Annotated in this window: 18 protein-coding genes and 3 tRNA genes; 2 read left to right on the top strand and 19 right to left on the bottom strand. The window is 68.8% G+C overall.

Annotation, left to right across the window (positions count from 1 at the left end; all coding sequences use genetic code 11):
• Positions 1-254 precede the first annotated feature (254 nt).
• From rplL to JYK04_RS25215, 9 genes are all read right to left on the bottom strand, one after another.
• Positions 255-638, bottom strand: a complete 384-nt coding sequence (gene rplL, locus JYK04_RS25255) for a 50S ribosomal protein L7/L12 (RefSeq protein WP_189733380.1) — start codon at positions 636-638, stop codon at positions 255-257.
• Positions 639-748: 110 nt separating this feature from the next.
• The gene (gene rplJ, locus JYK04_RS25250; RefSeq protein WP_030008449.1) at positions 749-1,279 is read right to left on the bottom strand and encodes a 50S ribosomal protein L10; all 531 of its coding nucleotides are present in this window, start codon (positions 1,277-1,279) and stop codon (positions 749-751) included.
• Between the two features lie 246 nt (positions 1,280-1,525).
• A complete protein-coding gene (locus JYK04_RS25245) occupies positions 1,526-2,416 on the bottom strand; it encodes an SCO4651 family lipoprotein (RefSeq protein WP_189733382.1) in 891 nt (296 codons plus the stop codon).
• Between the two features lie 65 nt (positions 2,417-2,481).
• On the bottom strand, positions 2,482-3,429 hold the full coding sequence (locus JYK04_RS25240) for an SCO4651 family lipoprotein (protein WP_189733385.1): 948 nt from the start codon (positions 3,427-3,429) through the stop codon (positions 2,482-2,484).
• Between the two features lie 176 nt (positions 3,430-3,605).
• Positions 3,606-4,334 (bottom strand): 50S ribosomal protein L1, encoded by a 729-nt coding sequence (gene rplA / locus JYK04_RS25235; RefSeq protein ID WP_189733388.1) that lies wholly within the window; start codon positions 4,332-4,334, stop codon positions 3,606-3,608.
• A gap of 87 nt (positions 4,335-4,421) precedes the next feature.
• Positions 4,422-4,856: a 50S ribosomal protein L11 gene (gene rplK / locus JYK04_RS25230; protein WP_030008445.1), complete on the bottom strand. Its 435-nt coding sequence runs from the start codon at positions 4,854-4,856 to the stop codon at positions 4,422-4,424.
• Positions 4,857-5,021: 165 nt separating this feature from the next.
• Positions 5,022-5,939, bottom strand: a complete 918-nt coding sequence (gene nusG, locus JYK04_RS25225) for a transcription termination/antitermination protein NusG (RefSeq protein ID WP_189733389.1) — start codon at positions 5,937-5,939, stop codon at positions 5,022-5,024.
• 83 nt (positions 5,940-6,022) lie between these two features.
• On the bottom strand, positions 6,023-6,304 hold the full coding sequence (gene secE / locus JYK04_RS25220) for a preprotein translocase subunit SecE (protein WP_189733391.1): 282 nt from the start codon (positions 6,302-6,304) through the stop codon (positions 6,023-6,025).
• Positions 6,305-6,408: 104 nt separating this feature from the next.
• Positions 6,409-6,481, bottom strand: a tRNA-Trp gene (locus JYK04_RS25215).
• A gap of 193 nt (positions 6,482-6,674) precedes the next feature.
• Between JYK04_RS25215 and JYK04_RS25210 the strand changes: the two genes are divergently transcribed.
• Together JYK04_RS25210 and JYK04_RS25205 are read left to right on the top strand one after the other, a co-directional pair.
• The gene (locus JYK04_RS25210; protein WP_189733393.1) at positions 6,675-7,901 is read left to right on the top strand and encodes a pyridoxal phosphate-dependent aminotransferase; all 1,227 of its coding nucleotides are present in this window, start codon (positions 6,675-6,677) and stop codon (positions 7,899-7,901) included.
• A gap of 318 nt (positions 7,902-8,219) precedes the next feature.
• A complete protein-coding gene (locus tag JYK04_RS25205; protein WP_189733395.1) occupies positions 8,220-9,239 on the top strand; it encodes an adenosine deaminase in 1,020 nt (339 codons plus the stop codon).
• Here the strand turns inward: JYK04_RS25205 and JYK04_RS25200 are convergent.
• From JYK04_RS25200 to JYK04_RS25155, 10 genes are all read right to left on the bottom strand, one after another.
• Positions 9,229-9,645 carry a hypothetical protein gene (locus JYK04_RS25200; RefSeq protein ID WP_189733397.1) on the bottom strand — a complete coding sequence of 139 codons (417 nt, stop codon included), beginning with the start codon at positions 9,643-9,645 and terminating at the stop codon, positions 9,229-9,231. The two genes, JYK04_RS25205 and JYK04_RS25200, sit on opposite strands and share 11 nt — an antisense overlap.
• Positions 9,646-9,661: 16 nt before the next feature.
• Positions 9,662-10,801, bottom strand: a complete 1,140-nt coding sequence (locus JYK04_RS25195) for a UDP-N-acetylmuramate dehydrogenase (protein WP_268254135.1) — start codon at positions 10,799-10,801, stop codon at positions 9,662-9,664.
• Positions 10,798-11,196, bottom strand: coding sequence for a DUF3291 domain-containing protein (locus tag JYK04_RS25190; RefSeq protein ID WP_189733401.1), 399 nt, complete (start codon positions 11,194-11,196; stop codon positions 10,798-10,800). The genes JYK04_RS25195 and JYK04_RS25190 overlap by 4 nt, the downstream gene beginning before the upstream one ends.
• A gap of 46 nt (positions 11,197-11,242) precedes the next feature.
• Entirely contained in the window at positions 11,243-12,694 is a 1,452-nt protein-coding gene (locus JYK04_RS25185) for an MFS transporter (protein WP_229874985.1), read from the bottom strand.
• An 82-nt stretch (positions 12,695-12,776) separates the two neighbouring features.
• Positions 12,777-13,346: a TetR/AcrR family transcriptional regulator gene (locus JYK04_RS25180; RefSeq protein ID WP_189733403.1), complete on the bottom strand. Its 570-nt coding sequence runs from the start codon at positions 13,344-13,346 to the stop codon at positions 12,777-12,779.
• A 1,435-nt stretch (positions 13,347-14,781) separates the two neighbouring features.
• Positions 14,782-15,210: a MaoC family dehydratase gene (locus JYK04_RS25175; protein ID WP_189733404.1), complete on the bottom strand. Its 429-nt coding sequence runs from the start codon at positions 15,208-15,210 to the stop codon at positions 14,782-14,784.
• 1 nt (position 15,211) lies between these two features.
• Complete coding sequence (locus JYK04_RS25170; RefSeq protein ID WP_189733406.1) at positions 15,212-15,664, bottom strand: MaoC family dehydratase N-terminal domain-containing protein; 453 nt, start codon at positions 15,662-15,664, stop codon at positions 15,212-15,214.
• 137 nt (positions 15,665-15,801) lie between these two features.
• On the bottom strand, positions 15,802-15,966 hold the full coding sequence (gene rpmG / locus JYK04_RS25165) for a 50S ribosomal protein L33 (RefSeq protein WP_003956487.1): 165 nt from the start codon (positions 15,964-15,966) through the stop codon (positions 15,802-15,804).
• 88 nt (positions 15,967-16,054) lie between these two features.
• A tRNA-Met gene (locus JYK04_RS25160) sits at positions 16,055-16,127 on the bottom strand.
• Between the two features lie 48 nt (positions 16,128-16,175).
• Positions 16,176-16,248 (bottom strand) — tRNA-Thr (locus JYK04_RS25155).
• Positions 16,249-16,537: the final 289 nt, after the last annotated feature.

Here is a 16,537-nt window from a genome sequence, read left to right as displayed (position 1 = left end):
TCGTAGTCGATCCATGCCTCGGATCTCGGATCCAGGTGGTCGACCTCTCGACGGGACTGAGAATTGCGCGCCGCGTCCCGTTCGTCAAGGCCCCCTGCTCCGAGCGGATCATCTTCGGACCCTGCGTCGGAGCAACGATGATCACCCTACTCCCCAACGGGACCAGGGCAAATCAGGCACTGCGGGTACGCCAAAGGGCGACCACCCTTACGGGTGATCGCCCTTGGTTGAGGCCCTGGAGGGCCTCAGAGGTGTTACTTGACCTCGACAGCCGCGCCGGCAGCCTTGAGGGCCTCGGCGGCCTTGTCAGCGGCCTCCTTGGCGACCTTCTCGAGGACCGGCTTCGGGGCGCCGTCCACGAGGTCCTTGGCCTCCTTCAGACCCAGGGAGGTCAGCTCGCGCACGACCTTGATGACCTGGATCTTCTTGTCGCCGGCACCGGTGAGGATGACGTCGAACTCGTCCTGCTCCTCAACGGCGTCGGCAACGGCGCCCGGGCCGGCCGGACCGGCAACGGCGACGGCCGCGGCGGCGGTGACGTCGAACTTCTCCTCGAAGGCCTTAACGAACTCGGAGAGCTCGATGAGGGTCATCTCCTCGAACTGGGCGAGGAGGTCGTCCTGAGAGAGCTTCGCCATGATGGGCGATCCTTCCACTAATTCGGCAGGTGCCGGATGTATATAGAGGCGGGCGTAACGGCCCGCTACGACCCACGCACTAGGCGGCGTGGATCAGTGCGCGAGCCGAATTACTCGGCACCGCCCTGCTCGGCGAGCTTGACGCGAAGCGCTTCCGCGGTGCGGACGAACTTCGACGGCAGCGCCTGGAAGAGCGAGGCAGCCTGAGACTGCTTGCCCTTGAACGCGCCGGCCAGCTTGCTGAGCAGAACCTCGCGGGACTCGAGGTCCGCAAGCTTCTTGATCTCATCGGCGGTGAGCGCCTTACCATCAAGGACACCCGCCTTGATGATGAGGTTCGGGTTGTCCTTGGCGAAGTCACGCAGGCTCTTCGCCGACTCCACCGGGTCACCGGTGATGAAGGCGACCGCGGTCGGACCAGCGAAGTGCTCGTCCAGCGCGGTGATCCCGGCCTGGTTGGCCGCAATCTTGGTCAGCGTGTTCTTCACCACGGCGTACTGGGCGTTCTCACCAAGGGAGCGACGCAGCGTCTTGAGCTGCGCGACGGTGAGACCCCGGTACTCGGTCAGCACGGCGGCGTTCGAGCTCTGGAACGCGTCCTTGAGCTCGGCTACCGATGCAGCCTTGTTGGGCGTCGGCATGGTGCGTTCGCCTCCTTCCGGGTGATGAGGACCGCTCAGAAGGGGCCAAACAAGAAACGCCCCGGCGCAGGCGCCAGGGCGTGGCTCGACCGGAACGAATTCCGGGAACCTTCCACAGTCACCTACGCGGGTCGTCCGTGTTCAACGGATCCTTCGGCCACCGAACCCTTGCGGGCACGGCAACGACCAGCGGTCTTTGGCTTCTGGGGAAGACTACGTGAAGGGGTGCAGCCGAGGCAAATCGCCTCAGGAGGCGGCGTCCAGGCCGCCCAGTCCGGCGTCCCGGAGCTTCTGGTCGGCCTCCTTCAGCTTGCGGTCGGTCTCCTTGTTCATGTCGTCGAAGGAGACGACCTGCTCGGCCGGCGGGGCCTGGACCGGGGTGGCCGCGGCGAAGTCGGAGAACTTCGCCGTGGTCTTCGTCGTGCCCTCGGCGTCCGTGCTCACGGTGTCCGCGCGGACCGGGTAGCCGTCCTTGCCGATCCACAGGTCCACCTCGAAGGTGGTGATGTGCTTCACGGCCTCGTGGAGGTACTGGCGGTTCGCCTCTTCCATGACCTTGGTGGACTCGTCCGCCTTGAGCAGGTCCGCGGTGGTGAAGCTGCCCTTGTAGTGCTCGGCGTCGACACCGTCGGCCGTCTTCTCCGCGCCGACGTGGGTGAGCTTCTCCTGACCCAGCAGCATCGCGAGGTACTCCGCCGGGTCGTCGTTGAGCCGGACCCCGGGCTTGCCGTCCTTGGCCAGGTTCATGCTCATCCAGGCCTTGCCGTCCCGGGGCTGGGCCAGGCCGGAGTAGGTCATGTCGCCGATCATGATCGAGCGGGTGTCGGGCTTCTCGCTCTTGAGGATCACGTCGTGGCTGGAGGGGTACCAGCCCTTGGTCCCGGACTGACCGCGGGTCTTGCCGTCGGCCCCGGCGATGGACAACTCCGCCTTGGCGAACTTGGCGGCCACCGTCTTCAGGTAGGACGCCTTCACCGCCTCCACGGAGGAATGCGCCTTCGTCTCGCCGCCCTTGCCCCCGTCGGCCTTGGCGGTGCCCCCGTCGGCCTTGTCGCCACCGCAGGCCGTGAGGCCGCCCACGAGCAGTGCGGTGCCCGCCACCGCGATACCGGCCCGGGTCCGGACAGCCTTGTTCATCTGGTTCTCCCCCATGAGTGGATCTTCGTTCCGAAAATGCGTACGGCTCGCGGCGCGCGGGACGGTCAGGCCCCCGCGCCGCGCCCGCCCAGTTCCTTGAGCATCGCGAAGAGGTCGAAGGTCTCGTTCTCCGGCGGCGTCCGGACCGTGGCCGCGGAGCCGTAGTCCGAGTAGGAGGCGTCCATGTTCAAGATCCCCTGCGGCGTCCCGATGCCGACCTTCATGCGGACCGGGTAGCCGTCCTTGTCGACCCAGGCGTCCATGTCGTAGCCCTTGATGCCGGCCTTCTTCGTGGCCTCGACGAGCTTCGCGCGCTCGGCGTCGGACAGCACCTTGGCGGACCCGTCGGCCGCCAGCATCTCCTCGAAGGTCAGGGTGCCCTTGTAGTGCTCGGCGTCCGCGCCCTCGACCTTCTCGGCTCCGAGGTGCTTCACGTTCGGCGAGCTGAGCAGGAGGGCGAGCTGCTTGGCCGGGTCCTGGTTCTGATCCATGCTGCCCATGCCGCTGAGCTTCTTGAGCGCCTCGGCGTCGCCGGAGGCCTGCGCCGCGGCATTGAGGTCCAGCTTCATCCAGCGCTTGCCCTCCAGACCCCCGGTCATCGGGGAGTCCTTCGGCACCTCCATGAACATGACGTTGTTCGACATGACCATGCGCATGGAGTCGGCGCCCGCCCCCGGGGCGAGCGCGCCCTTCACGGTGACGTCCATGATCTGCGGGTCCCAGCCCTGGACACCGGTCATCTCCACGGTGCCGCCCGCACCCAGCGACCCGGGCATCGACATGGTCATGCGGAACTTGGCCGACTTGGCGGCGGAGGTCTTCTTGTACGCGGCCGTGAGCGCCTCGGTGGTGGCACCGCTCACCACGGGCCGGTCCGGCGCCGCGGATCCCCCGACGGCGGCCTTGCCGGCATCGTCCTTCCTGCCGCTCTCGCACGCCGTGGCACCGCCGACGAGCAGTACGGCGGCCAGCGCCGCGCCGATGGTCTTCTTCCGGTACGCGGACACGCGCATCCCCCCACCCCTTGATCAATCGCTTGTTCGAACCGACCCTACGTTCCCCCTCGGCCGGATCGCGCCCCATTTGAGCCCGCGTCGAGGGATATGTGGCCCTGAACACGGAAGCGGGCCCCCCGCCACCCTGTGAAGGGGGCGAGGGGCCCGCTGAGCCACTCGGTGAGCCGTCAGGCTCAGACAGCAGCCGGGTCTTCCTCGACGAGGAGGTTCCGGGTGCGGTTCGAGTCCAGCTGGATGCCGGGGCCCATGGTGGTGCTGAGGGCGGCCTTCTTGATGTACCGGCCCTTCGCGGCGGACGGCTTCAGACGAAGGATCTCGTCCAGGGCCGCGCCGTAGTTCTCGACCAGCTGCTCATCGGAGAAGGAGACCTTGCCGATGATGAAGTGCAGGTTCGAGTGCTTGTCGACGCGGAACTCGATCTTGCCACCCTTGATCTCGGTGACAGCCTTCGCGACGTCCATCGTGACGGTGCCGGTCTTCGGGTTCGGCATCAGGCCACGGGGACCGAGCACGCGGCCGAGGCGGCCGACCTTGCCCATGAGGTCCGGGGTGGCCACAACGGCGTCGAACTCGTTCAGGCGGTTGCCCTTGGCGATCTCGTTGATCAGCTCGTCGTCGCCGACGATGTCGGCGCCGGCGGCTTCCGCGGCCGCAGCACGGTCACCGGTCGCGAAGACCAGGACCCGGGCGGTCTTGCCGGTGCCGTGCGGGAGGTTCACGGTGCCGCGGACCATCTGGTCGGCCTTGCGCGGGTCGACACCCAGGCGGAAGGCGACCTCGACGGTGCTGTCGAACTTGGTCGTGGAGGTGTCCTTGGCGAGACGGACGGCCTCGAGCGGGGCGTAAAGCTTCTCCCGGTCGACCTTGGCGTCCGCAGCGCGGAGAGTCTTGCTGCGCTTCACTTCTGCTCCTGTGTTTTGGCTTCAGGCATGGAGTCGTGGTGCGGACCAGCGCTTGGTCCTACCACTGATGGTGCTGGGGTGGCTGGATCAGCCTTCGACGGTGACGCCCATCGAACGCGCGGTGCCGGCAATGATCTTGACGGCGGCGTCGATGTCGTTGGCGTTCAGGTCGGGCATCTTCAGCTCGGCGATCTCCTTGACCTGGGCAGCCGTGAGCTTGGCGACCTTGGTCTTGTGGGGCTCGCCGGAGCCCTTCTCGATGCCCGCGTGCTTCAGGATGAGGCGCGCGGCCGGCGGAGTCTTGGTGATGAAGGTGAAGGAGCGGTCGTCGTAGACCGTGATCTCCACCGGCACGACCATGCCACGCTGCGACTCGGTCGCGGCGTTGTAGGCCTTGCAGAACTCCATGATGTTGACGCCGTGCTGACCGAGCGCGGGGCCGACCGGCGGAGCCGGGTTGGCCGCACCGGCCTTGATCTGGAGCTTGATAAGCCCCGTGACCTTCTTCTTCTTGGGAGGCATTGCTCTCTCCGGGTCCTAGTGAGAGTTTTCAGCCGCCCATCCGGTCATCCGGATGGAGGCATACCGCACCACGATAACGGGTATCGGTGCGGGGCTAAAAACCGAGCAGGTCAGACCGCCCTTCACGGGGCGATCTGACCTGTCCGGAAGCTGTCGCTCAGAAGATCAGTTCTTCTGGATCTGGTCGAAGCTGAGCTCGACCGGGGTCTCGCGGCCGAAGATCTCGACGAGGCCCTTGACCTTCTTCGAGTCGGGGTTGATCTCGTTGATGGTCGCCTGCAGCGTCGCGAACGGGCCGTCGGTGACGGTGACCGAGTCGCCGACCTCGAAGTCCAGGACCTCGATGGTGCGCTTGACGGCGGGCGCGGGCAGACCGGCCTCTTCCGCGGCGGCCTTGGCGGCCTTCTCCTGCGCCTCCGGGGCGAGCATCTTGACGATCTCGTCCAGCGTCAGCGGGTACGGGTCGTACGCGTTGCCGACGAAGCCGGTGACGCCAGGCGTGTTGCGGACGACACCCCAGGACTCGTTCGTCAGATCCATGCGGACGAGAACGTAGCCGGGCAGCTTGTTCTGCCGGACGTTCTTGCGCTCGCCGTTCTTGATCTGGACGATCTCTTCCTCGGGCACCTCGGCCTGGTAGATGAACTCCTCGACGTTCAGCGAGACGGCGCGCTGCTCCAGGTTGGCCTTCACGCGCTTCTCGTAGCCGGCGTAGGTGTGGATCACGTACCACTCGCCGGGGAGCAGGCGCAGCTCCTCGCGCAGGGCCTGGATGGGGTCGACCGGCTCGGCGGGCTCGACCGGAGCGGCCTCTTCGGCCTCTTCCTCGTCGGCCTCGGCGTCGTCAGCAGCCTCTTCGGCCTCGGCGTCGACCTCGACCTCGGCGTCAACCTCGGCGTCGTCCTCGTCCTCGTCCTCGTCGGACTCGACGTGCATCGCGGCCTCTTCGGCGGCGACACCCGCCTCGACGTCGGCGAGCTCGGCCTCGTCGGGCTCCACAGCGTCCGCCGCCTCGACGATGTCGAGCTCGTCCTCGACGGACTCGACGGAGTCGTGGCTCGCGTTCAGGTTCGGGTCAGACACGGTGGCTGCTTCTTCCTGGATACAAAAGGTGGTGGTACATGCGAAAACGGGCGACACCATCAAGGCGCCGCCCTCCGCGGGGATCAGCCGAAGACGAACTTGATGGCTTTTTCAAACCCAAAGTCAATCACGGTTACCAGACCGATCATGATGATCACGAAGACAATCACCACGGTGGTGTACGTCGTGAGCTGGTTGCGAGTCGGCCAAACAACCTTGCGGAGTTCCGCGACAATCTGGCGGTAGAAAAGCGCAAGCCGGCCCAGGGGGCCCTTCTTGCCGCGCTTGCCGCCCTTGCGGGCCTTCTTCTCGCGCGTCTCGTCCTCGGCGTCAGGCATGTCGATGGAGCCCAGGGCGTCCGTCACGTCTCTCACCTGAATCCGGGTCGTGGCCGTACCGCGCCCGGTTGCGCCGCACGGCGTTGCATAAGTACGTACCTGCGCACACACGTCCGAGATGGAGTGTGGAGCAGGGCCGGAGGGACTCGAACCCCCAACCGCTGGTTTTGGAGACCAGTGCTCTACCAATTGAGCTACGACCCTTTGCGTCCCCCAACCTACCGCATCCGAGCGAGTGCACGGAGTGCTCGCGCTCTGCAGCGGCTGGTGAGGTCCAACGACAGGTGAGTGTACGTGAACCGGACCGTGACGTCGAACAGCACCCGAGCTGACATGCGCCGGTCCGTTGACTGAAACGGTGTGCGGCGCTTCTTTGCCGTCTGGGACGATTGCTCACATGACCTCTGCAACGCCTTCCTCCGAGCGCCGGGTGTCCGCCCGTATCGGCGCCATTTCCGAGTCCGCCACCCTCGCCGTGGACGCCAAGGCCAAGGCCCTCAAGGCCGCCGGTCGCCCGGTGATCGGCTTCGGTGCCGGCGAGCCCGACTTCCCGACCCCGGACTACATCGTCGAGGCCGCGGTCGAGGCCTGCCGCAACCCCAAGTACCACCGCTACACGCCGGCCGGCGGTCTGCCCGAGCTCAAGGCCGCCATCGCGGCCAAGACGCTGCGCGACTCCGGCTACGAGGTCGAGGCCTCGCAGGTCCTGGTGACCAACGGCGGCAAGCAGGCGATCTACGAGGCCTTCGCGGCCGTCCTGGACCCGGGTGACGAGGTCATCGTCCCGGCTCCGTACTGGACCACGTACCCGGAGTCGATCCGCCTCGCCGGCGGTGTCCCGGTCGAGGTCGTCGCCGACGAGACCACCGGCTACCGCGTCTCCGTCGAGCAGCTGGAGGCCGCGCGCACCGAGCGCACCAAGGTCGTCCTGTTCGTCTCCCCGTCCAACCCGACCGGCTCGGTCTACAGCGAGGCCGACGCCCGCGCGATCGGCGAGTGGGCCGCCGAGCACGGCCTGTGGGTGCTCACGGACGAGATCTACGAGCACCTCGTCTACGGCGAGGCGAAGTTCACCTCGCTGCCGGTCCTGGTCCCGGCCCTGCGCGACAAGTGCATCATCGTCAACGGCGTCGCCAAGACGTACGCGATGACCGGCTGGCGCGTGGGCTGGGTCATCGCCCCGCAGGACGTCATCAAGGCGGCGACCAACCTCCAGTCGCACGCCACCTCCAACGTCTCCAACGTGGCCCAGGTCGCCGCGCTGGCCGCCGTCTCGGGCAACCTCGACGCGGTCGCGGAGATGCGCAAGGCCTTCGACCGCCGTCGCCAGACGATGGTGAAGATGCTCAACGAGATCGACGGCGTCTTCTGCCCGACCCCCGAGGGCGCGTTCTACGCGTACCCGTCGGTCAAGGAGCTCATCGGCAAGGAGATCCGCGGCAAGCGCCCGCAGTCCTCCGTCGAGCTCGCCGCCCTGATCCTGGACGAGGTCGAGGTCGCGGTCGTCCCGGGCGAGGCCTTCGGCACCCCCGGCTACCTGCGCCTGTCCTACGCCCTGGGCGACGAGGACCTGGTCGAGGGCGTCTCCCGCATCCAGAAGCTCCTGGCGGAGGCCAAGGCCTAGAGCGGCCCGCAGCCCGAACCTGAGCGGCGTCTCCCCTGCACGGGGCGGCGCCGCTCAGGCATATCCCCCCGCCCCCACCATCCAGCCCCGCCTGGCCACATCCGGCCCCGCCGGCCCACATCCAGCCCCGCCTGGCCACATCCAGCCCCGCCGGCGTTTGAGGCGATCTTTCAGCCCCGCCGGCGTTTGAGGCGCGGGTCCGGGGCGGCGCCCGGAAGGCCCCCGCGCAGCGGATCCGCGCCCGCTCACGCGTTCGCGCAAGCCCCCGATCGGTAAAACCCCCTCCCGCCGAGCGCAGCGGTACGGCAGGATCACCAGATGGAGCACGCACGCGATCTCACGCTTCTGCCCAAGGCCCACCTCCACCTGCACTTCACCGGGTCGATGCGGCCATCGACCCTGCTGGAGCTCGCCGACAAGTACGGCGTGCGCCTTCCCGACGCCCTCACGGCCGGGGAGCCGCCCAAGCTCCGCGCCACCGACGAGCGCGGCTGGTTCCGCTTCCAGCGGCTCTACGACGCCGCCCGCTCCTGTCTGCGCGAGCCCGACGACATCCGGCGCCTGGTCCGCGAGGCCGCGGAGGAGGACGTACGGGACGGCAGCGGCTGGCTGGAGATCCAGGTGGATCCCACCTCCTACGCCCCCCTGCTAGGCGGGATGATCCCGGCCGTCGAGATCATCCTCGACGCCGTCGACGCGGCCTCCCGCGAGACCGGCCTCGGCATGCGGGTCCTCATCGCCGCCAACCGCATGAAGCACCCCCTCGACGCCCGTACCCTCGCCCGCCTCGCCGTCCGCTACGCCGACCGCGGCATCGTCGGCTTCGGCCTCTCCAACGACGAGCGCCGCGGCATGGCCCGCGACTTCGACCGGGCCTTCGCCATCGCCCGCGAGGGCGGTCTCCTCGCGGCACCGCACGGCGGCGAGCTCACCGGCCCGTCCTCCGTCCGCGACTGCCTCGACGATCTGCACGCCTCCCGCATCGGGCACGGGGTGCGGGCCGCCGAGGACCCCCGGCTGCTCAAGCGGCTCGCCGACCGGCAGATCACCTGCGAGGTCTGCCCGGCCTCCAACGTCGCCCTCGGGGTCTACGAGCGGCCCGAGGACGTCCCGCTGCGCACCCTCTTCGAGGCCGGGGTCCCCATGGCGCTGGGCGCCGACGACCCGCTGCTCTTCGGGTCCCGGCTCGCGGCCCAGTACGAGATCGCCCGCCGCCACCACGCCTTCACGGACGCGGAGCTCGCCGAGCTGGCCCGCCAGTCGGTGCGCGGCAGCGCGGCGCCCGACGAGGTGCAGGCCAAGCTGCTGTCGGGGATCGACCACTGGCTCACCGGGTGAGCCGCAGGTCCCCCTCGTAGCAGTCGGCGCGTACCCGCCCGCCGTCCAGGAAGCCGATCTCCAGATGGGTGCGGCCCTGCTCGGGCAGGGCGAACTCGGCGACCGAGGCGACGGTCTCGCCGAGGTGCTCCAGGAAGGGGTGGTCGCCGAGGTCCTCGCCGACCTCGATGCGGCCCCACTCCCCCATGTCGTACGCGGCGTGCGGGGTGGCGGACTCGACGATGAGGCACTGGTCGGATCCGGTGGTGATCCGGATGGTGTCGCCGATGCTGTCGATCAGCCAGACGTCGAGGGGCGCCTCGGAGCGTTCGCCGTCGCTGATGTGCCAGGACGCGACGACTCGGCTGAGCGTGCGCCCCACGAGACGGGTGGGGTCCGTACCGGCCCCGTGCAGGGGACAGAGCATGGGCGGCCGGGGCTCCTCAGATGCTGACGCCGACCGTCACCGGTTCGTTGACCAGGGTGACGCCGAAGGCCGCGTGGACGCCCGCGACGACCTCGCGGGCCAGGGTGAGGAGGTCCTCGGTGGTGGCCTCGCCGCGGTTGGTGAGGGCGAGGGTGTGCTTGGTGGAGATGCGCGCCGGGCCGGTGCCGTAGCCCTTGGTGAAACCGGCCTTGTCGATCAGCCAGGCCGCGCTGGTCTTCGTACGGCCGTCGCCGGCGGGGTACGCGGGCGGGGCGGTGGCGGGGCCGAGGCGGTCCTGGGCGCGGGCGAGGAAGGCGGCGTAGGCCTCGTCCGTCAGGATCGGGTTGTGGAAGAAGGAGCCGGCCGACCAGGTGTCGTGGTCGGCGGGGTCGAGGACCATGCCCTTGCCGGCGCGCAGCCGCAGCACCGTCTCGCGGGCGGTGGCGGCGGGGACCCGGTCGCCGGCCTCGACGCCGAGGGCGCGGGCGGTCTCGGGGTACTTGATCGGCGCGGACAGGCCGCCGGCGTCCTCCAGGGCGAAGCGCACGCGCAGGACGACGTAGCGGTCGGGCTGGTCCTTGAAGGTGCTGTTGCGGTACCGGAAGGCGCACTCGGAGGCGCTCAGGGTGACCGTTTCTCCGGTGGTGCGGTCGTAGGCGACGACCTCGGTGATGGTGTCGCAGACCTCCTGGCCGTACGCACCCACGTTCTGGATCGGGGTGGCGCCGGCCGAGCCGGGGATTCCCGCGAGGCACTCGATACCGGCGAGGCCGACCTCGACGGTGCGGGCGACGGCGTCGCTCCAGTTCTCGCCCGCGGCGAGTTCCAGGGTGGTGCCGTCGAGGGTGAAGCCGGTGGTCGCGATGCGCAGGGCGGTGCCGTCGAAGCCCCGGTCGCCGATGATCAGGTTGCTGCCGCCGCCGATGATCAGGAGCGGGGTTCCGCTCTCGTCCGCGGCGCGCACGGTGGCGACGACCTCGGCGTCGGTGGTCGCGGTGACCAAGCGGGCGGCGGGACCACCGAGACGGAAGGTGGTCAGCGGGGCGAGGGGGGCATCGTGGAGTTCCTGCACGTGGACAAGAGTACGGTCCGTGCCCCTCGCATCCCTGCGTGGCCACGGACCGTACTCTCTCGTCCCCCCTGCCGGCGGGGTCAGTGGTCCGGCTTCTGCTCGGCGAGGCGGCGTTCGGCCTCGGCCCAGGTGAGGGGGAGCTCGTCGGCCCGCACGGTCCAGTAGGTGAACGCCGATTCCTTCATGTAGGCGCTGGCGGCGCGGGAGCTGGAGCGGTGGGGCTCGCTGCGGGCGAAGCGGTAGAGCGCGTCGCGGTCCTGCCAGGCGGAGAGGGTGAGGAAGGTACGGCTGAAGACGCGGGCGCGCAGGGCGACGCCGTGGGCACCGGGGGCCTTGCGGATCTGGAGGATGATGCCGGGCGCCTTGAGGAAGAACTTGACGGCGCCGGCGAGCGTGGCGGTCTCGAAGCGGGAGGCCATGACGTAGACCTCGGCGTCGGGGGCGGCCTGGGTGGGCGTGGACCAGGGGATGTCGGGCATGGCGGGCTCTCCTTGGCGGTCGGGGCCGTGTGCGGGTGGGGTGGGGTCAGCCGGCCGCGGGGACCTTGTCCGGGACGGCGGCGGTCCGGCTCGCGGGAGCCTGGGCGGCCTTGGCCTTACGGGGCACCAGCAGGGCCAGGCCGGCGGCGAGGGCGACCGCGCCGGCGCCGATCCACAGGGCGGGGACGGTGCCGTCGGTGAAGGCCTGCGGGGATTCGTAGCCGCCCTGGGAGGAGAAGACCGAGGCCAGGACCGCGACGCCGAGGGCTCCGCCGACCTCGCGCAGTGCGTTGTTGGTGCCGGAGGCCTTGCCCTGGTCGGCCGGGGCGACGGTGGACATCAGGACGTTGGCCGCGGGGGCGAAGTAGAGGGCCATGCCGATCCCGCTGAGGATCAGCGGCGGGAGCTGGGCCGCGTACGAGACGTCCGCGCTCAGGATCGCCGCGAACCAGCCGAGGCCGAGGGCCTGGAAGGCGAGCCCGGCGGCGACGACGGGGCGGCCGCCGATGCGGTCGGAGAGGATCCCGGCCAGCGGCGCGATGATCATCGGCATTCCGGTCCAGGGGAGCATGCGCAGGCCGGCCTCGGTGGGCGAGTAGCCGGCGACGCCCTGGAGGAACTGGCTGAGCAGGAAGATCGAGCCGAACATGCCGAGGAACATCAGCAGGCTGGCCAGGTTGATCCCGAGGAAGCCGCGGTCGCGGAAGAGCCGCATGGGGAGCATGGGGTTGGCGTTGTTGAAGCCGTGGTGGATGAAGCCGCCGACGAGCGCGGAGCCGACGATCAGGCCGGTCAGGACGGGGGCGCTGGTCCAGCCCTCGGAGTTGGCGTTGACCAGGGCGTAGACGATGCCGAAGAGGCCGCCGCTGATCAGCAGGGTGCCGGGGATGTCGAGGCGCGCGCCGGGGGCGGTGGACTCGGCGAGGCGCAGGCGGGCGAGCGGGATCAGGGCGAGGCCTATCGGCACGTTGAGCCAGAAGATCCACTGCCAGGAGATGTGCTCGGTGAGGCTGCCGCCGATGAGGGGGCCGCTGGCGACGGCGAGGCCGGTGACGGCGCCGTAGATCCCGAGGGCCATGCCGCGGCGGGCGGCGGGAACGGCGGCGGTGAGCAGGGTGAGCGTGAGCGGCATCATGATCGCGGCGCCGACGCCCTGCACGGCGCGGGCGGCGATGAGCGCGTCGATGCCGGTCGAGAGGGCGGCCGCGGCGGAGGCGCCGGTGAAGACCGTGAGGCCGACGATGAACAGCCGGCGGCGGCCGAAGCGGTCCCCGAGGGCGGCGCCGAACATCAGGAGGACGGCGAAGGTGAGCGTGTACGCGTTCACCGTCCACTCCAGGTCCTCCAGCTTGCCGCCGAGGTCCTCGCGGATGGCGGGGAGGGCGGTGGTGACGACCAGGTTGTCGAGTGCGGCCATGAAGCTGGCCACGCCGGTGAGGACGAGGGCCCAGACGGCGGGCCCGCGGAGCTTGGTGTCCGTGGTGTCTTGCGTGTGCACGGTTTCCCCCTGCGATTTGTTAGTTATTGCTGACTAACTTTCATGGCCATGAAAAGGCGCGCGAGCAGATCTCGCGCACCGGTCACTTCTCCAGACGCCCCTTGGCACCCGCCGACGGGTAGAGACCCTCCCAGACCCGGTGCCCGGGAGGGAAGCCCATGGCGGCGAGAGTGTTGATCAGCATCCCGTACGCCATGAAGGTCGTGGCCTCACCGACGTCCCCGCCGAAGGGCACGTTGACCGTGTCCCAGAGCTCCATCCAGCCCTTGCGCACGAGCTCGCCGAGCTCGCGGTCGCCGGCCGCCTCGGCGGCGGCGACGCTGACGTACATCTGGAGCTGCATCTGGAGCTTGTCGGGATCCTCAGCGATCAACCGGGTGTAGGCGTTCGCCATCGCCTGCGTGGCCTCCTCCCCCTGCAGCCCTTCGGCTGCGGCGGCGAAGAGGTCGCGCGTCTCCATCAGGCAGCGCTCGGCAGCCGCCAGGAAGATCGCCTGCTTGCTGGGGAAGAGCCGGAAGAGATACGGCTGCGAAACCCCCACCCGCTTGGCGATCGCCTCGGTGGAGGTCCCGTAGTAACCTCCACGCGCGAACTCATGCACCGCCGCCCGAATGACGCTCTCACGCCGCTCATCTGCGCTCATCCTGACCATGAGACAAAGTTAGTACTCAATCACTAACTAAGTCAAGGGGTGGGGTGGGTCGGGGCTTCGGGAGGTGGGGGCTTCGGTGGGCGGGGCGGGGGCTTCGGTGGGCGGGAGCCTCTCGGTCGGTATCAGAGTGGCGTGTGGGGGTTTCCCGTCAGTCCGATCGTCTCCGGGTCGGGCCGGTCCCTCAAGGGCGCTCCTTCGTCGCGTCGCTTCGCGATGTCGCTGCGCTCCACCCTTGACCGACCGTCCCGCCCCGGAGGAACGAAGACTGCCGGGAAACCCCCAAAAGAACGGGCCGGGCGTTCAAGGATCAGGACGGGGCGATCAGAGATGCCCAGCCCTGTCCCGGCGAGCATGTTCTTGAGACGGGACCCATCCGGACCAGGGCCCGGGTCGGTGGGGCGCGCCAGATCGCTACGCGCTCCTCATCTCTCAGCGTCTCCACCCCGCCCTGGGCTGGACATAGGCCGCCCACGAGCTCGGTCCGGCGCTCGACCCGCGTCCGACGACCGTCTGCGGCTGGCCATAGGCCGCCCACGCCCCTTGGACGCTCATCTCGGGAGGCGTCCGACGGTCATCCGGGGCGAAAAGACCTGCGACAGCGGCTATTTCGTAGTGGGTGCGGGTCAGCGCACGTGGGCACCCCGAAAGGCCGACCGTTTGCCCCAATTACACCTATTTGGTAGCGGCTTTGTGGTGTCCTGCTCGCACTGACCCGGCCCCACTACGGAATAGGTGAAGTCCCGGCGGTCAGCCCCTCCCAGCAGCGCTCCTCAGCCCTGTCAGCCGTCGGTCGCGGTCATGGAGAAGCACGTAGCGATCTGGGGCGGCCTATGTCCGGCCACGGCCGGTCATCGGACGCAGGTCGAGCGGCGGACCGAGCTCGTGGGCGGCCTATGTCCAGCCCCAGACGGCCGTCGGACGCTGAGAGATGAGGAGCGCGTAGCGATTGGACGCGCTTCCCCCGACACAGGCCCTGGTCTCGATGACCCCGCCTGCCGGACATGCCCCGCCGGAACCGGGCTGGGCATCTCTGACGGGCCCGTCCCTGGAAAGGAACGCCCGGCCCGTTCTTTTGGGGGTTTCCCGGCAGTCTTCGTTCCTCCGGGGCGGGACGGTCGGTCAAGGGTGGCCGAAGGCCATCACGCAGTGACGCGACCGAAGGGAGCGCCCTTGAGGGACCGTCCCGACCCGGAGACGATCGGACTGACGGGAAACCCCCACACGCCACTCTGATACCGACCGAGAGGCTCCCGACCACCCCAGCCCCCGCCCCGCCCCCCTCGACCCCACCCAGCCGGCTCCCCCACCCCCACCCCCACCCAGCAAAAAGGGGCGGAGGCGCCACCGGCGCCCCCGCCCCTCCCGCTTCACTGCGCTTCGCTTCGCTGCGCCGCACTGCGCCGCTCTGCGCCGCGCTTCGCGTCGAGCCGTCGGCTCAGGCCAGTTCGACGACCGCACGGGACATGCCCAGGACCTTCTGGCCCGCGCTCATGGCCGTCAGGTCGACCCGGACGCGGTTGTCGTCCAGCTTCGCGGCGACCTTCGCGGTGACCTCGATCAGCCCGCCCTGGTCGTCGTTGGGGACCACGACAGGCCTGGTGAAGCGGACGCCGTACTCGACCACCGCGCCCGGGTCGCCGACCCAGTCGGTGACCACGCGGATCGCCTCGGCCATGGTGAACATGCCGTGCGCGATCACGTCCGGCAGTCCGACCTCCTTGGCGAACTTCTCGTTCCAGTGGATCGGGTTGAAGTCGCCCGAGGCGCCCGCGTACTGGACGAGCGTGGCGCGCGTCACGGGGAAGGACGCCGCCGGCAGCTCGGTGCCGACCTCGACCTCGGCGTACTGGATCTGCGCTGCCATGTCAGGCCTCCTCGGGGGCGCGGGAGACGAGCTTCGTCCACGCCGTCACCACGTGCTCGCCGGTCTCGTCGTGGACCTCACCGCGGATGTCGATGACGTCATTGCCCGCGAGCGACTTCACGGACTCGATGGTGGAGACCACTGACAGCCGGTCACCGGCGCGCACCGGCCGGGAGTACGCGAACTTCTGGTCACCGTGCACGACGCGGCTGTAGTCCAGTCCCAGCTGCGGGTCCTCGACGACCTGGCCGGCGGCCTTGAAAGTGATCGCAAACACAAAAGTCGGCGGAGCGATCACATCGGGATAGCCGTACGACTTCGCGGCTTCGGGATCGCTGTAGACGGGATTGGTGTCACCCACCGCGGCCGCGAATTCGCGGATCTTCTCCCGGCCGACCTCGTACGGATCGGTGGGCGGGTAGCTCCGCCCCACGAAGGACTGGTCGAGAGCCATGACTCACTACCTCCTGTTGAAGGGACACGAATGACGCAAGAAGAAAGACAGGAACGGGCACGGAAACGACACAAGGCCGCCCCCCGATGAAGGGGACGACCTCATGACGGTGCCTGTTATTCGAGACTTCGCTAGGGTCAGCGGGTCTCGCGGTGCGCGGTGTGCGAGTTGCAGCGCGGGCAGTGCTTCTTCATCTCAAGACGGTCCGGGTTGTTACGCCGGTTCTTCTTGGTGATGTAGTTCCGCTCCTTGCACTCCACGCAGGCCAGCGTGATCTTCGGGCGGACGTCGGTGGCAGCCACGTGAGTGCTCCTTGACGGACTATGGGACGGATGAACGCATAAAAGAGTAGCCGATCGGGAGACCGACCCCGCAATCGGCTACTGTGTGTAGCGGCGACCGGACTTGAACCGGTGACACAGCGATTATGAGCCGCTTGCTCTACCGACTGAGCTACGCCGCTTTGATGTGATCAGCTCCCCACCCGAGGGTGGGGAACCTCTCTCACCAGAGCCCCAATGCGGAATCGAACCGCAGACCTTCTCCTTACCATGGAGACGCTCTACCGACTGAGCTATTGGGGCGAGCGATGAAGACATTACACGGTTGCCTGCCGATCGCCCAAATCCTTTGCGGGGACAGGGCTCCGAGGGGGTCCGCCAGTCGCTCTCGATCAACCCACCGATCACTTCCACCCCACTTCTCGGGCGAAATGTGGGCGGGCTCACACTCCGGCGCCCGCCGGTCGGAGCCCTGGAGCCCCTCGGGCGCACGCGCGAGCGCCCCGGCGCGTGGCACCACACCGGTACGACTATTGCGCTCTTCCGCGAAGCGGGGTGCGCCGCGCCCTAGGCTCTGAGCACGCTGCGTGAT

Source organism: Streptomyces nojiriensis (genome assembly GCF_017639205.1).
Classification (GTDB): domain Bacteria; phylum Actinomycetota; class Actinomycetes; order Streptomycetales; family Streptomycetaceae; genus Streptomyces; species Streptomyces nojiriensis.
This window is presented reverse-complemented; position numbering and strand designations above follow the sequence as displayed.

Bases quoted from the DNA above. Each gene is read 5' to 3' on its own strand.
- rplK (WP_030008445.1), bottom strand. From the start codon at position 4,856: ATGCCTCCCAAGAAGAAGAAGGTCACGGGGCTTATCAAGCTCCAGATC.
- JYK04_RS25170 (WP_189733406.1), bottom strand. From the start codon at position 15,664: ATGGCTCTCGACCAGTCCTTCGTGGGGCGGAGCTACCCGCCCACCGAT.
- rplJ (WP_030008449.1), bottom strand. From the start codon at position 1,279: ATGCCGACGCCCAACAAGGCTGCATCGGTAGCCGAGCTCAAGGACGCG.
- JYK04_RS25175 (WP_189733404.1), bottom strand. From the start codon at position 15,210: ATGGCAGCGCAGATCCAGTACGCCGAGGTCGAGGTCGGCACCGAGCTG.
- JYK04_RS25180 (WP_189733403.1), bottom strand. From the start codon at position 13,346: ATGGTCAGGATGAGCGCAGATGAGCGGCGTGAGAGCGTCATTCGGGCG.
- JYK04_RS25245 (WP_189733382.1), bottom strand. From the start codon at position 2,416: ATGAACAAGGCTGTCCGGACCCGGGCCGGTATCGCGGTGGCGGGCACC.
- JYK04_RS25205 (WP_189733395.1), top strand. From the start codon at position 8,220: ATGGAGCACGCACGCGATCTCACGCTTCTGCCCAAGGCCCACCTCCAC.
- JYK04_RS25210 (WP_189733393.1), top strand. From the start codon at position 6,675: ATGACCTCTGCAACGCCTTCCTCCGAGCGCCGGGTGTCCGCCCGTATC.
- JYK04_RS25200 (WP_189733397.1), bottom strand. From the start codon at position 9,645: ATGCTCTGTCCCCTGCACGGGGCCGGTACGGACCCCACCCGTCTCGTG.
- JYK04_RS25240 (WP_189733385.1), bottom strand. From the start codon at position 3,429: ATGCGCGTGTCCGCGTACCGGAAGAAGACCATCGGCGCGGCGCTGGCC.
- JYK04_RS25190 (WP_189733401.1), bottom strand. From the start codon at position 11,196: ATGCCCGACATCCCCTGGTCCACGCCCACCCAGGCCGCCCCCGACGCC.
- rplL (WP_189733380.1), bottom strand. From the start codon at position 638: ATGGCGAAGCTCTCTCAGGACGACCTCCTCGCCCAGTTCGAGGAGATG.